The sequence below is a fragment of the Microbacterium arborescens genome (assembly GCF_030369635.1).
Classification (GTDB): Bacteria; Actinomycetota; Actinomycetes; order Actinomycetales; family Microbacteriaceae; genus Microbacterium.
On sequence record NZ_CP128474.1, the window covers coordinates 1,184,186 to 1,200,759 of the forward strand.

Genomic DNA, 16,574 nt, shown 5'->3' on the forward strand with positions numbered 1-16,574 from the left:
AGCATGAAGTCATGTCGCTCACGTCGTCCCCGCTGTCCGATCCCGCGATTCGCGTGCTCGTCGTCGATGACGAGCCGAACCTGCGCCACTTGCTCGGGGCGGTGCTCTCGCGGCAGGGCTGGATCGTCGAGGTCGCGGCGACCGGGGCGAGCGCGATCGAGACGGCGCGACGGATGCGGCCGCATCTCATGGTGCTCGACGTCGTGCTGCCCGACATCGACGGCGTCGAGGTTCTGCGAACGCTGCGCAGCGAGCTGAGCGAGACCATGGTCCTCTTCCTGACCGCCAACGGCACCGTCGCCAACCGCATCACGGGCATCGCCGCCGGCGGCGACGACTACGTGGCGAAGCCGTTCAGCGTCGAAGAGGTGGTGGTCCGTCTGCGCGGACTGCTGCGACGCAGCCCCATGCTCTTGCAGGGCGCGCCGACGCCGATGCTCGAGGTCGGCGACCTGCGATTGAACGAGGACAACCACGAGGTCACACGGGCGGGCGAGCCGATCCGGCTGACGGCGACGGAGTTCTCGCTGCTGCGCTTCCTGATGCTCAACGCCGATCGGGTCCTCAGCAAGGAGCAGATCCTCGACCGTGTCTGGGAGTATGACTTCGGACGGGAGTCGAACATCGTGGAGATCTACATTTCGTATCTGCGCAAGAAGATCGATCACGGACGTGAGCCGATGATCCACACGCTGCGCCGCGTCGGCTACATCCTGCGGGCTGCTCCGACCGCTCCGGCCTCGTCGTGACCTCCGCGCGGTCGGGAGGCCTGCGCACCCTGCGCGGCCGTTCGGTCGCGATGATCTCGGGTCTCCTCCTGGCAGCGGTGACCGTGTTCGGCATCGTCTCCGTCGCGATCCTCCGGCAGAACCTCGTCACCCAGGCCGAGTCGACTCTGTACCTGTCCAACGACACCGCCATCAGTCAGACCCTCACGGCGGTGGATGCGACGGGGAGCGTTCCGACCTTCGACGACGTATCGCTCGCGGTCCCGTCCGACGGGTTCTTCTTCGTCGTGCAGGACGACGAGGTCGTCGTCTCGGCGTTCTTCACCCGCGACTACGACTACCGCCCGATGACCGGCGTCGAGCTCTCTCACGCGCGCGCCGCGATGGGAGAGAGCGGCTATACCGCCCAGGCCGATGTCGCCGACGACGGGATGTACCTCGTCACTGCGTCCGACGTGGTCGCCGAGGACGGGGGAGAGCTGACGATCGTCAGTGGCGTCGGTCTGACCGACGCGGACACCGTCGTTCGGACCTATGCGCTCTGGCTCGCGGTCGTCGGGATAGCGATCGCAGCGTTCGCCGCGGTGTTCGGCTGGCGCTGGACCCGACAACAGCTCGACCCGCTCGAGCGGGTCGCCGAGATCGCTGATGAAGTGGCGGCCACGCCGCTCTCATCCGGAGAGATCGCGCCGCAACGCCGTGTTCCCCGCGATGTGCGGCATCTCGGGTCGGAGACCGACCGTGTGGCGGACGCGCTCAACCGCCTGCTCGACCATGTCGAACTCTCGCTCAACGCACGCCACCGCGCGGAGGAATCGATGCGTCGCTTCATCGCCGAGGCGAGCCACGAGCTGCGGAACCCCCTCGCCTCCATCCGCGGTTACGCCGACTTCTACGCCCAGCCCGGCGCCGACGCCGACCCTCGCGAGGCCCAGGGTGCGCTGCAGCGCATCGGCTCGGAAGCGGCCAGGATGAGCGCGCTCGTCGACGACCTGCTGTTGCTGGCGCGGTTGGATGCCGACCCCGTGGTGGCCCATGATGACGTCCAACTCTCGATGATCGTGGTGGAGACCGCGTCCGATGCGAGGTTCGCCTATCCGGGACATGTCTGGCGCATCGCCCTGCCTGACGAGGACGTCACCGTGGTCGGGGATGAAGGCGCGATCCGGCAGATGCTGTTGAACCTCGTCGCCAACGCCGGACACCACACCCCCGACGGCACGAGTGTGACGGTCGCGGTGGGGAAGACCGAGACCGCCGTCGAGCTCAGCGTCAACGATGACGGTCCGGGCATCGACCCCGACGCGTTGCCGACGATCTTCGACCGATTCACCCAAGCCGGCAGCCGGTCGCAGACGCGGGAACGCTCCACGGTGGGCCTCGGGCTCGCGATCGTGCAGGCCCTTGCAATCGCGTCGGGATACGAGGTGTCGGTCGTCAGCTCGAGTGCGGGCACCCGGTTCGTCATCCGCATCCCCATCGTCGTGGGCGACTGACTCCGACGGCCGCGGGTCACTCCGTCTGCTCCGTGTTCCAGCCCAGGTGCATCGCGGTCCAGATCAGTCCGTAGGGAGCGATCGTCCGGGCAGCGACCCAGTTGTGCTCTAGTCCCGGGAGCACGCGCAGTGTCGTCGTCCGCCCCTGTCCGCGAAGCGCGTCGCGGATCGCCGTCGCCTCGGCGGCCGATTCACGATCGCCCTGCCCGAGGAAGAAGACCTGCGAGCGATCGACGGCATCGTTCGCTGTCGCGGCGATGACATCGAGCGGCGAGTTGCGCTTCTTGGCCTGCGGGTCCGCCACGACCGAGGCGGTGTAGGGGGCGGTGTACGGCATGATCGACAGCACCCCGCCGAACGTCTCGGGGCTGTGCAGTCCGTAGAGGAGCGAGCCGAGTCCTCCGGCGGACATGCCCGCAATCACCCGGTGCTTCTTGTCGGCGACCGTGCGGAGCGCGCCGTCGGCCCAGCTCACGACGTCGCGTGTCACGAAAGTCTCGAGCTGCGCGCCCCCGGGGCGATCGAGTGGCTCATCGTCGACACGCGCTGAGCCGGCATTGAGGTCAGGGGAGACCACGATCATCGGCGGCACCGAGCCGCTCGCGATGAGTGTGTCGAGCAGGTAGTCGATGCGCCCGCCGGCGAACCAGTCCGCTGCACTGCCCGGTGCGCCGTGGAGGGCGTACATCACGGGATATCGTCGCGTGTTGCCGGGAGCGTCGTAGCCCGGGGGGAGGTAGACCCAAGCCCCCGTGGCGGGAACCTGGGCCGCGGTCGATGGAACGGCGGTCAGGAAGGAGTACCCGTTCGTGTCGGTGGTGACTCGTTCGCCCTCGGTGAGAGGAACATTCGAGGCGCCCTCTGCCGTAACGGCGGCAGCAGGCAGCTCCGCCACGGGCTCCCTGGTCTTGTCGTCGATCCAACGGCTGAGAGTGGCCACCGACGGGAAATACCCGACCCAGGTGTTCACCCCGAGAGCGAGCGAGAGCACCAGGACGACGGCGGTGCCTGTCACCGCGGCGCCGCCGAAGAGCGTTCGACGCGCGCGGGATCGGGTGCGCCGAGCGCGCAGGATGCGCACGCTCAGGACGACGCCCGCGGCCACCAAGAGGAGACCGACCGCGGCCGGCCAGTAGGTCGACAGGAGGTCGGAACCCGGGTCCTGCTGGAGAGTCGGCGGTACGTCGATGGGAGCGTCGGGGTCCACGTGGCATCCGTTCGTCGTGTTGCTCGCAGCGTGCTGCGGCGGGCTGATCCGAGCGTACGAGCGGGAGTGGGATCGCCCCCGCCCCCGCCGTCCAAGTCATATCGGGGGCTTAACGGACGGCAGGAACATGACCGCACCGACCGGCCGTCCTGCTGCGACGCGGCCCTGATCCGAGGAGACACCCATGAGCACTCTGCTGGAGCGTCCGCGTCGCACCGCCGCCGATGACGACGGGCGCGCGCCGCGAGCACCTCGCATCGCCCCGTCTGCACAGCCTTCCCACGCCCGTCGGCCGAAGACGCACCACCCACTGGCGAGTGTGCCTCTGTGGGTGGGGCGCGTGCTGCAGGCGATCGCGGCGACGATGGTGCTGGTCGCCGTGACCGACGTCGTGCTGCCCGAGGGGATCTACTGGGCGACGTCGTACTTCGCGGTGTTCGGGTTCAGCCCCGAGCCGGTGCTGTTCAACGCCGTGCTGCTGTTCGTCGTCGGTGCTGCTTCCAAGCGACGCCTCCGAGGAGCCCTCGTCTTCCTCGTCCTCTTCGAGCTGCCTACCGTCCTGCTGCCGCTGACCAACTTGCTGGAGGCAGTTCGAGAGGGATCGGTGCTTCCCACCGATATCCAGCGGGTCGACGTCGTGGCAGCGGTGCTGGCCGCGGCCTTCGTCGTGCTGCTCCTCGTCGCTCGAGGCCAGTACTCCGCGGTCCTGCCGCGATCGACCTACGTTCGTGCGGCAGCGGTGTTCCTCGGCGGGGTCGCCGTCGCAGTGCTCACAGGCGGTGTGCTCGCGAGGATGACGGCCGGACCCGGCGAGTCGGCGGCTGACAGCTGGTGGTGGGCGCTCTACTCGGCGACGGGGGTGTTCCCGTCGTCGACCCTTGTCGAGGTCCAGGCCGCGGGCCTCCACCAGAGCATCGAAACCGTCGTGTCGTCGATCTCCGCCGTCGCCCTGCTGATCGCGCTCGCAATGCTGCTGCGCAGTGCCCGGGCCCGCCAGCTGCTGACCGAGGGCGAGGAGCTCGAGCTACGCGGCATCCTGGCCTCGAACCGCACCGACGACGCGCTGGCCTACTTCGCGACCCGCCGCGACAAGTCGGCGGTCTTCTCGCCCTCACGGCGCTCTGCCGTCTCGTATCGCGTCGTCGGAGCTGTCGCCCTGGCCAGCGGTGACCCCGTCGGGCCGGAGGAGGAGTGGGACGCCGCGATCGACGAGTGGCTTCGGGTCGTCGACCACTTCGGCTGGCGGCCCGCGGTGCTCGCCGCGTCGGAGCGCGCAGCGCATCATTATCAGCGACGGGGTATGCGAGGCATGGTGCTGGGGGACGAGGCCGTCCTTCGTCTGAACGGACCGCATGCCGAAGCCGTGACGCGGTCGCCCCAGGTCGCGTCCGCGCGGCGGCGGGCGCGCCGTGCGGGCTACACCGCCCAGTTCCGACGGCAGCGCGATATCCCGCACGCGGAGCTCATCGCTCTCGCCGACCTCGCCGAGGACTGGCGTCATGGCGCTGAGGAGCGCGGCTTCTCCATGGCGCTCTCGCGCTTCGCCGACCCCTCGGACGGCGACGCGCTGGTCGCGACGGCACACGACGGCGACGGTGTGGTGAAGGCTCTCCTCGTGTTCGTGCCGTGGAACGGCGATGGCGTTTCTCTCGATGTCATGCGTCGTCACCCCGAGTCGGTCAACGGGGCGACGGAGTTCCTCGTCTCCGAACTCGTCGCGCAGGCGCCTGCCCTGGGGCTGACGCGCGTCTCCTTGAACTTCGCGGTTCTGCGGGATGTCTTCGTCCGTGGGGCGAGGGTCGGTGCCGGACCCCTGCTGCGGGCGAAGCGCCGCATGCTGCTGATGCTCTCCCGGCACTGGCAGCTCGACTCGCTGCGGCGGGCGAACGAGAAGTACGACCCGGACTGGCGTCCTCGACTGCTGATGTGGTCACGCCGCACCACGATCGCATCGGTCGTGCTCGCCGTCGCACGAGCCGAAGGCTTCGCGCGTTCTCCGCACCGGTGGCATGTTCAGTCCGCCCCGCGCTCGGCGGACTTCGCGGCTGCGGTCCGCGCTCTCGGTACGCCGGTTATCGGGCTGCCGCCGGTACACCCGGTGTCGCCCTCGACGGCTCGGCGAATCGGCATCGCCGAGGGCATCCGTGCCTCCGGTGGCGATCCCTTCCCTCCCCGTGTCGCGCGGACGGCGGCGCTCAGCGAGGTGCGTCGTGACATCGAGAGCGCCGGGTCGACGGCGGTGCCCCTCGAGCCCGTGTCGGTGGTCGGCCGGGTGCTCGGCCGTCGCAGGCACGGCGGGATCACCTTCCTCGACATCGTCGAGGACCACGTCGGGCTCCAGGTCATCGCCGCCGCGGGCCGCACGCGCGGCTACGGGGCGCTGCGGGGCATCGATCTCGGCGATCTGATCTCGGTCTCGGGAGCGCCCGTGCGCAGCGTCCGCGGCGAGCCGAGTATCGCCGCCGATTCCTGGGAGGTCGCGGCCAAGTCGCTGCGGCAGCCGCCGAACCGCCGGACCGGCCTGCGCGACCCCGAGGTGCAGGTCCGCCAGCGACAGGTGCACCTCGCGACATCGCCCGACGCGGCCGAGCTGATCCGCGCGCGGGCGCGTGCGACCCGCGCCCTGCGCGACTGCCTGCTGGCAGAGGACTATCTCGAGGTAGAGACCCCGGTCCTGCAGCGCACGCACGGCGGAGCCACGGCTCGGCCCTTCCGTACCCACATCAACGCTTACGACCGCGAGCTCGCGCTGCGCATCGCCCCCGAGCTCGCTCTCAAGCGCCTCATCGTCGCCGGCTTCCCGCGGGTGTTCGAGATCGGTCGCAACTTCCGCAACGAAGGCGTCGACGCCACCCACAATCCGGAGTTCACCGCGATGGAGGCATACCGTGCCTTCGCCGATTACGACGACATGCGTCGGCTCGCCGAGCGGCTGATCCGATCGGCGCTCGTCGCCGTCTCGGGGAGCGCGACGATGTTGCTTCCGAGCGGCGAGCGCATCGACGTCTCGGCGCCGTGGCGCGTGGTCGCGGTCTGCGATGCCCTGACGGACTGCATCGGCATCCCCATCCGACCCGATCACGACCCCGAGGCCCTGCGCGACGTGTGCGCCGTCTACGGCGTCTCCGTCGCCGGGGGCGCAGGCGTCGGGACGATGATCGAGTCGCTGTACGAGGAGCTCGTGGAGCCCCGAACCGTCGAGCCGACCTTCTACACGGACTTCCCGGCAGAGACGTCGCCTCTGGCGCGACCGCATCGGCGCATCCCGGGGCTGGCCGAGCGCTGGGATCTCGTCGCCGGCGGAATGGAGCTCGGCACCGCGTACACGGAGCTCAACGACCCGGTCGAGCAGCGGCGACGTCTCACCGAGCAGTCGTTGCGGGCGGCACACGGTGACCCGGAGGCGATGCAGCTCGACGAGGAGTTCCTGGCAGCCCTCGAGTTCGGGATGCCGCCCACCGGCGGCCTCGGACTCGGAGTCGACCGCATTGTCATGGTCGCGACGGGCGCGACCATCCGGCAGACGCTCGCCTTCCCATTCGTACGATGAGAAGCGTCACTCGCCCGAGTGCCCATTCGAGGGGGCCGCGAGGCTCGAATCTCGACCACACGACGGACGCCGCGGTCAATCCCATCGTGAACGCGGCGAGCGTGCCGATGCTCTGGGCGGGACCGAAGGAATGCCCCGTCGTCGCGGTGATGAGCGCCATCGCGACGATGTGAGCCGCGTAGACGGACAGCACCATCGCGCCGGGGGCGGCCAGCGCTGTGGTCGCTATCCCGGCGAGGCGCGGGGCGACGCGGAGTGCGGCGCGGGCGCGCTGGGCGGCGTCGCCGACGGTGAGACACACCGACAGCAGGAGGGCGCTGACGCCGAGGCATCCCGCGACGTCTGCCCAGCTGCCCGAGTGTGGCGCCGGTACGAGCAGCCACAACAGGCTGCTCGTGTCGGTCACACCCCTTTCGCCGTAGAAGACGCGGGCGACCTCCGCTGCGGCCGCGGGACCGCCCTCGGAGACTCCCCGGGCCGCGGCGAGCGCATCGACACCGCCGAGAGCGAGGAATGCACCCCCGCCGCCGTAGGCAAGAGCGGTGAGCAGCGTGCCGACGACGGCGAGCGCTCGGCGCCCGGTCCGCCGCGTCAGATCGAATCGGCCCACGGCGAACCCGGCGAGGACGAAGGGCACCCAGGTCAGTGCGGGGTAGTCGCCCGCGACCAGCACCGACCACGCGAAGCCGGGTTCGCTGCCGATCATGCGACGGAGCAGCACGGAGAGCGGCGGGCCGATGAGGGCCCACACGGCCGCGGCGACGACGAGTGTGCGGGGGGTGCAGCGCCGGAACGGGAGCACCAGCAGAAACCACACCGAGAAGAAAGTCAGGATGACGGCGACCGGCGTACCGAGCGCTGCCAGCGCTCCTCCGCAGACGGCCAAGAGGGCGGCCCGGATGACGGTCGGTGCCGTCTCGGGCGTGGCCCGGTCCGGGGCCGTCGGTGATCCGAGGGTGAGGGAGACTCCCGCCGCGAACGCGAACATCGCCGGCATCCTGGAGTGGAACAGCTCCCAGCCGACGTGAACGGTGCCCCACCCCTCGCCCGCAGTCCAGGCGGCGGGGCCGACGTGCGCCACCAGCATCCCGAAAACTGCGATGGTGCGGAAGAGATCGAGCCCGACCACTCGCCGTGAGTGAGCCGCCGCCGCCGGGGGCGTCATACCCGCCTCCGGGCCAGTGTGCTCATCACGGCGGGGAATGCGGCGATGTAGACGCTCAGGAGGACGACCTGGGCTCGCTGGAGATAGCCGCCCCCGTCGGGCAGGGTGCCCGAGCTCGCGCTGAGGACGGCCAGAAGGCTGACCCCGACCGTCGTTCCGACGAAGACGATGACGCCCCCACGGAGACAGAGGCGCAAGACTCGCGAGGCGGGTCGGGCACGGGGGCTTGCTCCGCGTCGTCTTCCGGTCGCGAGTGCGAGAAGCACCGCCGACGCTGTCGCGGCGGCGAGCGCGCTCGAGCTCGTCACGGCGTGCACCTGGTGGGCGAGCCCGAGCGTTCCCGCCGCATCGGCAGCGGCGCAGGCTGCATCCGCCGAACCGGCGCAGGCCAGAGGCACGAGGGAGTCGGCGACGGTGAGCGCCGCGAAAGCGCCGAGCAACATCGCCGACCAGCGCGCCGTCACGTCCGCCGCTGCCGAGATCCATCGAGAGCGGTGCAGTGACATCGCGATCAGCACCAGCACGCCGGTCAGCGCATCGAGGCTGCGGAAGACCGCGCTCGTCGGCTGATTCTCGGCTGCAAGCTCGGACAGATACGCGCGGGCGGGGTCGAGCGGGTAGCCGGCGAGGGCCTCCCACATCACGCCTGAGTATGCGATGGCCGCCGAGACGAAGAGCACGTGGGCGATGGTGTCGGTCGGGGTCGGCGCGCGCACGCCCCGGAGGTTAGGCGGACGGGATATGGCTCGGGTAAGCATCGAGTCGCGCGCCGAGCGATCCGGGAGACGGCTGACCTATGGTGACGCCATGCGCACCCCGATCGTCTTCCTCCATGGCGGCGGGCTCGCCGCGGTGTCATGGACTCCGCATATGACTCTCCTCGGAGATGAGCGCCACATGCTGGCTCTCGATCTGCCCGCGCACGGCGCCGAGCGCCATCGACGGTGGACGACGATGGACGACGCCGCAGACGCCGTGTCGCGAGCACTGCGCGAGCGAGGTCTGGGTCGCGTGCACGTCGTGGGGTTCTCGCTGGGCGCGGACGTCGCTCTGCGTCTGATCGCGCGGCATCCCGCCCTGGTCGACGCCGCCGTGCTCACCGGGATCAGCACGTCGCCAGTGCCGTGGTGGGGTCGGCTTCTGGATGTGATGAGCTGGCCGGTCATGGCGATGCCGTTCACGCACCGGCTGCTCGCCCGAGAGATGCGGCTGTCCGACGATCTGCGCCGTGCGCATCTGGCGTCGACGCGGCCGGTGCGGATCGGCGACTACTCTCGGCTGAGCCGACAGGTTCTCGCGGGCGTGTCGCTCGCCGGCGTGGAGCTGGCTTCGACCCGAGTCCTCGCGCTGGCGGGACAGCGCGAATCGGCGCACTGCCGGCGCTCCGCCGTCATACTCACGAGGCGGTTGACGGCCGCCGGGCTCGAGTCCGAAGCGGCCTTCGTGCCTCGCGCGGGACATTCGTGGCCGTTGTCCTCTCCCGCGGCCGTTGCCGACATCGTGCGCGCGTGGATCGATCGGCCTGGCGTGGTAGACCCACGCCTCGTCCGGTACGCGGCACCCGCTTAATCTGCGCACAGGGCACCGCCCTACGGTCGGGGCGGGCCCCCGGTGGACAGACATCGGACGTGCCCGTCCGTCGTCCGGCCCATCGCCGAGGAGAGGCTGTCGTGTCCATGCCGTCCATTCCGACCGATCGACCCGCCGTGAAGCTCAGGCCGCCGCTGCGGGATCGGTGGCGCGACGTCGGCCGCCCGCCTCGGCTCATGGGCGTCGATGTGGCGCGCGGTCTCGCGATCTTCGGCATGATCGGCGCGCACGTCGGGATCGTGTGGATGGTCGCCGGTCCCGAGGGGCCGGACATCGCCGCGCTCGTCCAGGGGCGCTCCGCCATCCTCTTCGCAGTGGTCGCCGGTATCTCGGTCGCGCTCGCGACCGGCCGCGGGCAGCCGCCTCGGGGAGAAGCGTTGCGGTCCGCTCGTCTGCGTATGGCCGGCCGTGCCCTCGTCGTCCTCGCCCTCGGCCTCGCACTGGAGATGCTCGGCAGCACGATCGCCGTCATCCTGCCCATCTACGGCATCGTGTTCCTCATCCTCATACCCTTCCTCGGGCTCCGTCGACGCACCCTCGCGCTCGCCGCGGTCGCCATCGCCGTAGCGGGGCCGTCCCTCCTCGCGCTCCTGCGTGCGGTGACGCTCGCGGGTACCGGCATCCCCCAGGGAATCGGCGGCACCGCGGTCGACTTCCTCATCAGCGGCTCCTACCCGCTGACCGTGTGGCTCTCCCTGGTTCTCGCCGGGATGGCACTCGGGCGGCTGCGGCTCGACCGGGTGCGGAACGCGGCGGTGCTGTTCGGATCGGGTGTCGGGTTCGCCGCCGTAGGCTACGGGCTCGGCGACGCGTTCAACGGGACGGTGCGCGGTTGGCTATCGGGCTGGGACAGCTCCTCGTCGTCGCTATCCGCGCTGTCCTCCGCCGGGACGTCGTCGCTTCTGCCGGAATCGTCCTCGCCGATCGGTCCCGATACACGCGGCTACCTGGAGCGTCTGAGCGAAGTCGACCTCGGAGCCACGCTCTCTCAAGCGTGGGGCGTCGCGCCGCATTCCGGGGGAACGTGGGAGATCGTCGGTTCGGGCGGATTCGCCGTCGCCGTCATCGGCGCGTGCTTGCTCCTCGCTCGTCCGCTGCGCGCGCTGCTCGTGCCGCTTGCCGCCGTGGGGTCGATGCCCCTCACCGCGTACACGGCCCATGTCGTCTCGTTCGCGGTCCTGGTCTCGCCGTTCGCCCTTGCCCCCGGTCTCGCTTCGGGGGATGGCGATCCCGCCGTCAGTGCCTGGTTCTGGATCGCCAGCATGGGGGTGCTTCTCGCGGCGTGCACCATGTGGGCGCTCAGCCGGGGCCGGGGTCCGCTCGAGTCGGTCGTGGCGGGCGTCGCGCGCCGTGTAGATCTGCCCGCGAACGAGCGGGGGCCCGCCGCGAGCCTGGGGAATGAGCAACCCGTCGCTCGTTAGTCTACAATGTAGATATTGAGCGAGAGGGGACGGGATGTCCGCGAGAGAATCCGGCGTGCACATCGACCGCGTCCGAAAGCGATTCGGATCGCGGCCGGTGCTGACGGATGCCGAGATCCACATCGAGCCGGGGCAGGTGACGGCCCTGCTCGGGCCCAACGGCGCGGGCAAGACGACCTTCGTCGCCATTGCGACCGGCCGTTTGCGCCCCGACGCCGGTGGGGTGTCGGTGGCGGGCCTGTCGCCCGATGCGCCCGGCTTCGCGGCGCTCGTCGGATGCGCCCCGCAGGACACGGGGGTCTATCCCACCCTCACCCTGCGGGAGAACCTCGCCGGATTCGGTGCGCTGTACGGTGTGCGCGGCGGCGCATCGCGTGTGCGGGTCGACGAGCTGATCTCGGCCCTCGACCTCGATGCGGTCGCGGATCGCCGCGCAGACCGCCTGAGCGGGGGACAGCGTCGGCGGCTTCACACGGCCATGGCCCTGGTGCACCGACCGGCCGCCCTCTTCCTCGATGAGCCGACCGTCGCCGCCGATGTCAGCTCTCGCGCTCGCATCGTCGACCTCGTGCGGTCGCTCGCTGATGACGGCGCGGCCGTCCTGTACACGACGCATCACCTCGATGAGGTTGAGCGTCTCGGAGCGGACGTCGCGTTCCTCCGAGGCGGACGGATCCGCGACCTCGGGACGGTCGATGCGGTCATCGCCCGCTGGGGCTCAGCCCGGGTCGCGCTCCGCACGGTCGGCGGCGAGGCGTATCAGGTGTCTCCGCCGTGGCGACGGACGGGTGAGTGGCTCGTGGGTGTGGCCGACGGCACTGATCCAGGCCGGCTGCTCGCTCGAGGCATCGACGAGGTGACCGCGAACGGCGGGCGAGTCGTCGAGGTCGACATCCGGCGATCATCGCTCGAGACCGCCTACCTGCGCCTGCTGGACGGCGCCGACACGGCAAGCGAGGGGGCAGACGGTGTTGCGGCGTAGCCTTGCTGTCGCGGCGATCGATGCCCGCATCCTGCGGCGCGATCCCGCCCCGATCCTGGTGATGATCGTGATCCCGCTGCTGTTCGTACCGTTCCTGTTGCCGGGAGCGAGCGCTCAGCTCGCGGCGACCGGCCATGCCGGTGCGTCCGGCGCTCAGTACGCCGTGCCCGGACTCGCGGTGCTGTTCGCCATGCTCTGCGTCCAGCAGATCGTCGTGGCGTTCCACCGCGACATGCAGTCGGGAACGTGGGAACGATTGCGGATCTCGCCGGCGGGCCTCCCCTCGCTCCTGGCGGGGAAGGCGCTCGCCGCCTTCGTCGCCCAGCTGCTCCAACTCGGTGTCGTGCTCGGCGGGGGCGTCGTCCTCTTCGGGTACCGTCCCGCCGGCTCCTGGATGGGGATCGCCGTCGTCGGCTTCGCGTTCTCGCTCGTCATGGTCGCCTTCGGTGTGCTGGTGGTGGGCGCCTTCGCGACTCAGGACCAGGCGCTCGCCGTCTGCAGCATCGTGGCGATGCTCATGGCCGGACTCGGCGGGGCATTCGGACCGGTCGCCGCGCTACCCGAGGCGCTGCGGGCCGTGGCGCCGGTGTCACCCGCCTTCTGGGCGCTCGACGCGCTGAGCGCATTGAGTCTCGACGGGGCCGGACTGCACGACATCCTCGCCTCCGTGGCCGTTCTGTTCGCCTTCGCCGGCGCCTTCGCGGTCGGCGCCGTGGTCGCGTTCTCGCGGCGCGGACGGTGGTCGTGATGTCTCCTCGCCCGGCACGTTTCACGCGCGAGCAGGCCGTCGCGGCGGCGGCGGACATCATCGACCAGGGCGGGGTCGAGGCCTTGACCATGCGACGGCTCAGCTCCGCGCTGGGAGTCGATCCGATGGCGCTCTACCGGCACTTCGCCGACAAGGGTGACGTCGTGGATGCCGTGGCCGACAGGTTCTGGGTGGGCTGCGAGCTGCCCGACCTCGAGGATGCCGGGGACTGGCGGGCATACGCCGCCGATGTCATGCGCGGCATCCGGTTCGGGCTCTCGCGGCATCCCCACCTCATCCCGGTGGTCGCGACCCGGCCCATCTCCTCACCCGGCGCCCTGCGGTGGGCCGACGACGCCCTCGGCCGCATCATCGCTGCCGGCGCCCCCGTCGCCGCGGGCCTCGGCGACCTCGTGAACACGCTCGTCATGCTCACAGTCGCGTCCGCCCTGGGGGAGTACACACCCCCCGCGGGACGCGACACGGCGCCGTCTGCCGGGGCGGGTCGCCGTCTCGCCGAGGAATCCCGTCCGGCCGAGTCCGTGCCGACCCCGCATCTCGAGATGCTCGCGCGGGCCGGATGGAGTCCCGATCCCGCGCGTCAGTTCGACGTCGCCCTCGGAGTCGTCCTCGCCGGTTGGTCATGGGACTGAGGATGCGGCCGCCACGAACCGGCGAGCTGCGTCGCCGTGCTCTCCCGACCCGCATCGCCGCGCTGCGTCGAGCGCCGCTGGCCTCGGCCGCCCTGCTGATCCTCACCGCCCTGACGGCAGCGAGCGCGAGCGCCGGCGCAGTCACCTGGGCAGCGGTCGCGGGAGGCGCCGAACGTCTCTTCGCCGCCTCCGAAGCCCCGGACTGGGTGCAGATGCACGCCGGGCCCGTCGACTCCGCTGAGATCGCGGCGTTCGCCGCATCGCGGCCCGAGGTCCGTGATCATCAGGTCGCCACCGTGCTCCGACTCGAGAACGCGGGGTTGGTGCTCGATGGTCGAAGCGACGCCGCACGCACCGGTGTGATGGAGATCCTCCTCGTGACCCAGAGCGAGCGGTTCGACATCCTCCTCGGCAGCGACGACGTCGCGCCGGTGCTGGGGCGGGGCGAGATCGCGGTGCCTGTCTTCTACATGCGCGAGTACGACCTCGAACCGGGGGACACCATCAGCGTCGCGGTCGGCGGATCGACCCGTAGCTTCGTGATCGCCGATCGCCTCCGGGACGCCCAGATGAATCCGGGCATCGTCAACTCCAAACGCTTCCTGCTGCACGACGCCGACTGGGCGGAGCTCGCCGCTGTGTTGCCGCAGCAGAGCATCGTCACCTTCCAGACCGACGGCGATGCGGTCGCGCTCGCCGACGCCTACCGCGCGGCGGGCCTGCCGGCGGACGGCCCCGCGGTCGACGGCGCGCTTCTGCGCCTGATCGGCTCGATCACAGACGGCGTCGTCGCGGCGTGCCTTCTGCTCGTCGCCCTGGTCGTCTTCGCGGTGAGTGCCCTGTGCCTCCGGCTGGTCATCCTCACCACCCTCGAGAACGAGCGTTCGCGCATCGTGCTGCTGCGCATGCTCGGGTTCTCGTCCGCCCGTGTCGTCGGCGAGTACCTGGTGCGGTACGCCGTCGTCGCGGCCGTGGGGGTCGGTCTCGGCATGGGAGCGGCTGTTCCACTGACGGCTGTTCTGACGGCGGGTGTGGTGGCCGACACCGGGGGCGCGCCCGGCACGATGGCGGCGGCCGTGGCCGTCGGCGCCGGCGCGACGGTCCTGGTCGCCACGATCTGCTCGGCCGCGCTCGTCCTGCGCCGGGTCAGACGACTGAGCCCGGTGGCTGCGACGCAGCGCTCCGGCGCGCCACCGGCGACCTGGCTGCCCGCTTCGGCCCTCGTACCCGTGCCTCTGTGGCTGGGCATCCGGTCGAGGCTCACGCGCCCCGCGGGCACCGTTCTCCTGCTCGGCATTGTCGTGATCGCGATGGTCATCGCGGTCGTCCCGTTGCGCCTCGCCCAGACGGTCGCGTCGCCCGACTTCGTCGCCACGATGGGCATCGGTCAGAGCGATGTGCGTGTCTTCGTTCCGGCCACCGCTCCCAGCGGCACAGCGGCGGCGGTGCTCGACGACCTGCGAGACGCCCCCCACGTCGTGCGGTCGGCGATGTCGACGAGTCGGCGGGTGGCGGTCGCGGCCGCCGGGTACGAGGCCGACCTCGTGATCGAGACGGTCGACGCATCCGTCCCGTCGCCGATGTACAGCTCCGGGCACGAGCCGGGCCGCGACGACGAGGTCGCACTGTCGCTCCTCGCGGCGCAGACGTGGGGCGTGGGTATCGGCGACACGGTGCGACTCGGCGGCGACGAGGGGCCCCGGAGCGATGTCGAGATCACGGGCCTCTACCAGGACATCACCAACGGCGGGCGCTCGGCCCGGACACTGCGCGGGGCGGTGCCGGGGCCCGTCGCCTGGCAGACGGTCACCGCAGACGTCGCGCCGGGGAGCGACGTCCAGCGCGTGGTCTCGGATCTCGAGGCGCGCCATCCGACGGCGACGGTCACGAGCGTCGGCCGGTTCGTCGAGCAGACGCTCGGTGGCACGATCGAAACCCTGCGGGCGTCCGCGATCGGAGCAGCCTCTTTCGCCGCGGGCGTGCTGATACTGGTCGTCCTGCTGCTCACCCGGCTCGAGTCGGTGCGAGACCGACGCGGGCTCCGCGCTCTGCGCACGATCGGCTTCACCGCGGGTTCCGTGCGCGCGACGGTCGCGCTGCGCGCGGTCATCGTCGCCGCCTTCGCTGCACCCCTGGGCGTCGTCGCCGCCGAAGCCCTCGCGCCGGCGGCTCTCGGCGCGATCCTCTCGGCGCTGGGCGGGGGAGCGGTCGCGCTCCCCTCCGATGCTCTGCCTGCTGCGGTGACCGTGGCGATCGCCGTCGTGGCGGTGGCAGCATCCAGCGCCGTGTCCGCGTCGATCCCCTCTCCCGTGACGACCGCGTTCCGACGGAAGGACGCCTCATGACCACTTCCCTGATCACGGCTCGCGGGATCACACGCGCCTACCGGTCGCCCGCGGGCGCGCAGACGGTCGTGCTCGATGATGTCGATCTCGAGATCGAGGCCGGGTCGTTCACCTGTCTCACCGGTCCGAGTGGTTCGGGCAAGTCGACGCTCCTGCACTGCCTGAGCGGACTCGACCGGCCCGACCGTGGTCGGGTTCGCTTCGACGGGGTGGACCTGGGCGAGCTCGATGACCGTCGAGCATCGCGGCTCCGGCGGGAGCGGATGGGCTTCGTCTTCCAGCACGCCGACTTCCTCGACGAGCTGTCGGTGGGGGAGAACGTGCTTCTCCCCGTCCTGGCGCGTCGAGGGGCTGCAGCGCGCGGAACTCGACGGTGGGTCGACGCGCTGTTCGAGCGACTGGGAGTGGGCCACGTGCGCGACAGCCGACCTGCGGCGCTATCGGGCGGCGAACGTCAACGTGCAGGCATCTGCCGAGCGTTGGTGAACCGGCCCGACGTGGTCTTCGCGGATGAGCCGACCGGCGCTCTCCACCGCGATGCCGCGGATGCGGTGGTCGAGCTGTTCGCGGAACTGCACAGGGGAGGGACCACGGTCGTCCTGGTCACGCACGACCCCGTCGTCGCCGAGAGGGCCGGGACGCGTCATCACCTTCTCGACGGGCGACTCGACGCGGTTCGATGACGCCCG

General features: G+C 70.7%; 13 protein-coding genes. 10 read left to right on the plus strand and 3 right to left on the minus strand.

What is annotated here, in order from left to right:
• The first annotated feature begins 11 nt into the window (after positions 1-11).
• Together QUC20_RS05590 and QUC20_RS05595 are read left to right on the plus strand one after the other, a co-directional pair.
• Positions 12-749: a response regulator transcription factor gene (locus QUC20_RS05590; protein WP_120263016.1), complete on the plus strand. Its 738-nt coding sequence runs from the start codon at positions 12-14 to the stop codon at positions 747-749.
• Positions 746-2,224: a sensor histidine kinase gene (locus QUC20_RS05595; RefSeq protein WP_289331204.1), complete on the plus strand. Its 1,479-nt coding sequence runs from the start codon at positions 746-748 to the stop codon at positions 2,222-2,224. The genes QUC20_RS05590 and QUC20_RS05595 overlap by 4 nt, the downstream gene beginning before the upstream one ends.
• Positions 2,225-2,240: 16 nt before the next feature.
• Here the strand turns inward: QUC20_RS05595 and QUC20_RS05600 are convergent, their stop codons facing one another.
• Positions 2,241-3,431 carry an alpha/beta hydrolase gene (locus tag QUC20_RS05600; protein WP_289331205.1) on the minus strand — a complete coding sequence of 397 codons (1,191 nt, stop codon included), beginning with the start codon at positions 3,429-3,431 and terminating at the stop codon, positions 2,241-2,243.
• Between the two features lie 184 nt (positions 3,432-3,615).
• Between QUC20_RS05600 and lysX the strand changes: the two genes are divergently transcribed.
• The gene (gene lysX, locus QUC20_RS05605; RefSeq protein ID WP_289331206.1) at positions 3,616-6,981 is read left to right on the plus strand and encodes a bifunctional lysylphosphatidylglycerol synthetase/lysine--tRNA ligase LysX; all 3,366 of its coding nucleotides are present in this window, start codon (positions 3,616-3,618) and stop codon (positions 6,979-6,981) included.
• Here the strand turns inward: lysX and QUC20_RS05610 are convergent.
• Both QUC20_RS05610 and QUC20_RS05615 read right to left on the minus strand, forming a co-directional pair.
• Positions 6,923-8,110: a heparan-alpha-glucosaminide N-acetyltransferase domain-containing protein gene (locus QUC20_RS05610; protein ID WP_289331207.1), complete on the minus strand. Its 1,188-nt coding sequence runs from the start codon at positions 8,108-8,110 to the stop codon at positions 6,923-6,925. The genes lysX and QUC20_RS05610 overlap by 59 nt on opposite strands.
• 32 nt (positions 8,111-8,142) lie before the next feature.
• Entirely contained in the window at positions 8,143-8,862 is a 720-nt protein-coding gene (locus QUC20_RS05615) for a DUF998 domain-containing protein (RefSeq protein WP_289331208.1), read from the minus strand.
• A gap of 91 nt (positions 8,863-8,953) precedes the next feature.
• Here QUC20_RS05615 and QUC20_RS05620 point away from each other — a divergent pair, with 91 nt between their 5' ends.
• From QUC20_RS05620 to QUC20_RS05650, 7 genes are all read left to right on the plus strand, one after another.
• Entirely contained in the window at positions 8,954-9,715 is a 762-nt protein-coding gene (locus QUC20_RS05620) for an alpha/beta fold hydrolase (protein WP_289331209.1), read from the plus strand.
• A gap of 107 nt (positions 9,716-9,822) precedes the next feature.
• Positions 9,823-11,157 (plus strand): heparan-alpha-glucosaminide N-acetyltransferase domain-containing protein, encoded by a 1,335-nt coding sequence (locus QUC20_RS05625; protein WP_120263010.1) that lies wholly within the window; start codon positions 9,823-9,825, stop codon positions 11,155-11,157.
• Between the two features lie 34 nt (positions 11,158-11,191).
• Positions 11,192-12,139, plus strand: a complete 948-nt coding sequence (locus QUC20_RS05630; protein ID WP_120263009.1) for an ABC transporter ATP-binding protein — start codon at positions 11,192-11,194, stop codon at positions 12,137-12,139.
• Positions 12,126-12,887 carry an ABC transporter permease gene (locus tag QUC20_RS05635; RefSeq protein ID WP_120263008.1) on the plus strand — a complete coding sequence of 254 codons (762 nt, stop codon included), beginning with the start codon at positions 12,126-12,128 and terminating at the stop codon, positions 12,885-12,887. Before QUC20_RS05630 ends, QUC20_RS05635 begins: the two co-directional genes overlap by 14 nt.
• A complete protein-coding gene (locus QUC20_RS05640; protein WP_147374353.1) occupies positions 12,887-13,540 on the plus strand; it encodes a TetR/AcrR family transcriptional regulator in 654 nt (217 codons plus the stop codon). Before QUC20_RS05635 ends, QUC20_RS05640 begins: the two co-directional genes overlap by 1 nt.
• Before the next feature lie 2 nt (positions 13,541-13,542).
• On the plus strand, positions 13,543-15,885 hold the full coding sequence (locus QUC20_RS05645) for an FtsX-like permease family protein (RefSeq protein ID WP_289331210.1): 2,343 nt from the start codon (positions 13,543-13,545) through the stop codon (positions 15,883-15,885).
• Complete coding sequence (locus QUC20_RS05650; protein WP_120263005.1) at positions 15,882-16,568, plus strand: ABC transporter ATP-binding protein; 687 nt, start codon at positions 15,882-15,884, stop codon at positions 16,566-16,568. Before QUC20_RS05645 ends, QUC20_RS05650 begins: the two co-directional genes overlap by 4 nt.
• Positions 16,569-16,574 lie beyond the last annotated feature (6 nt).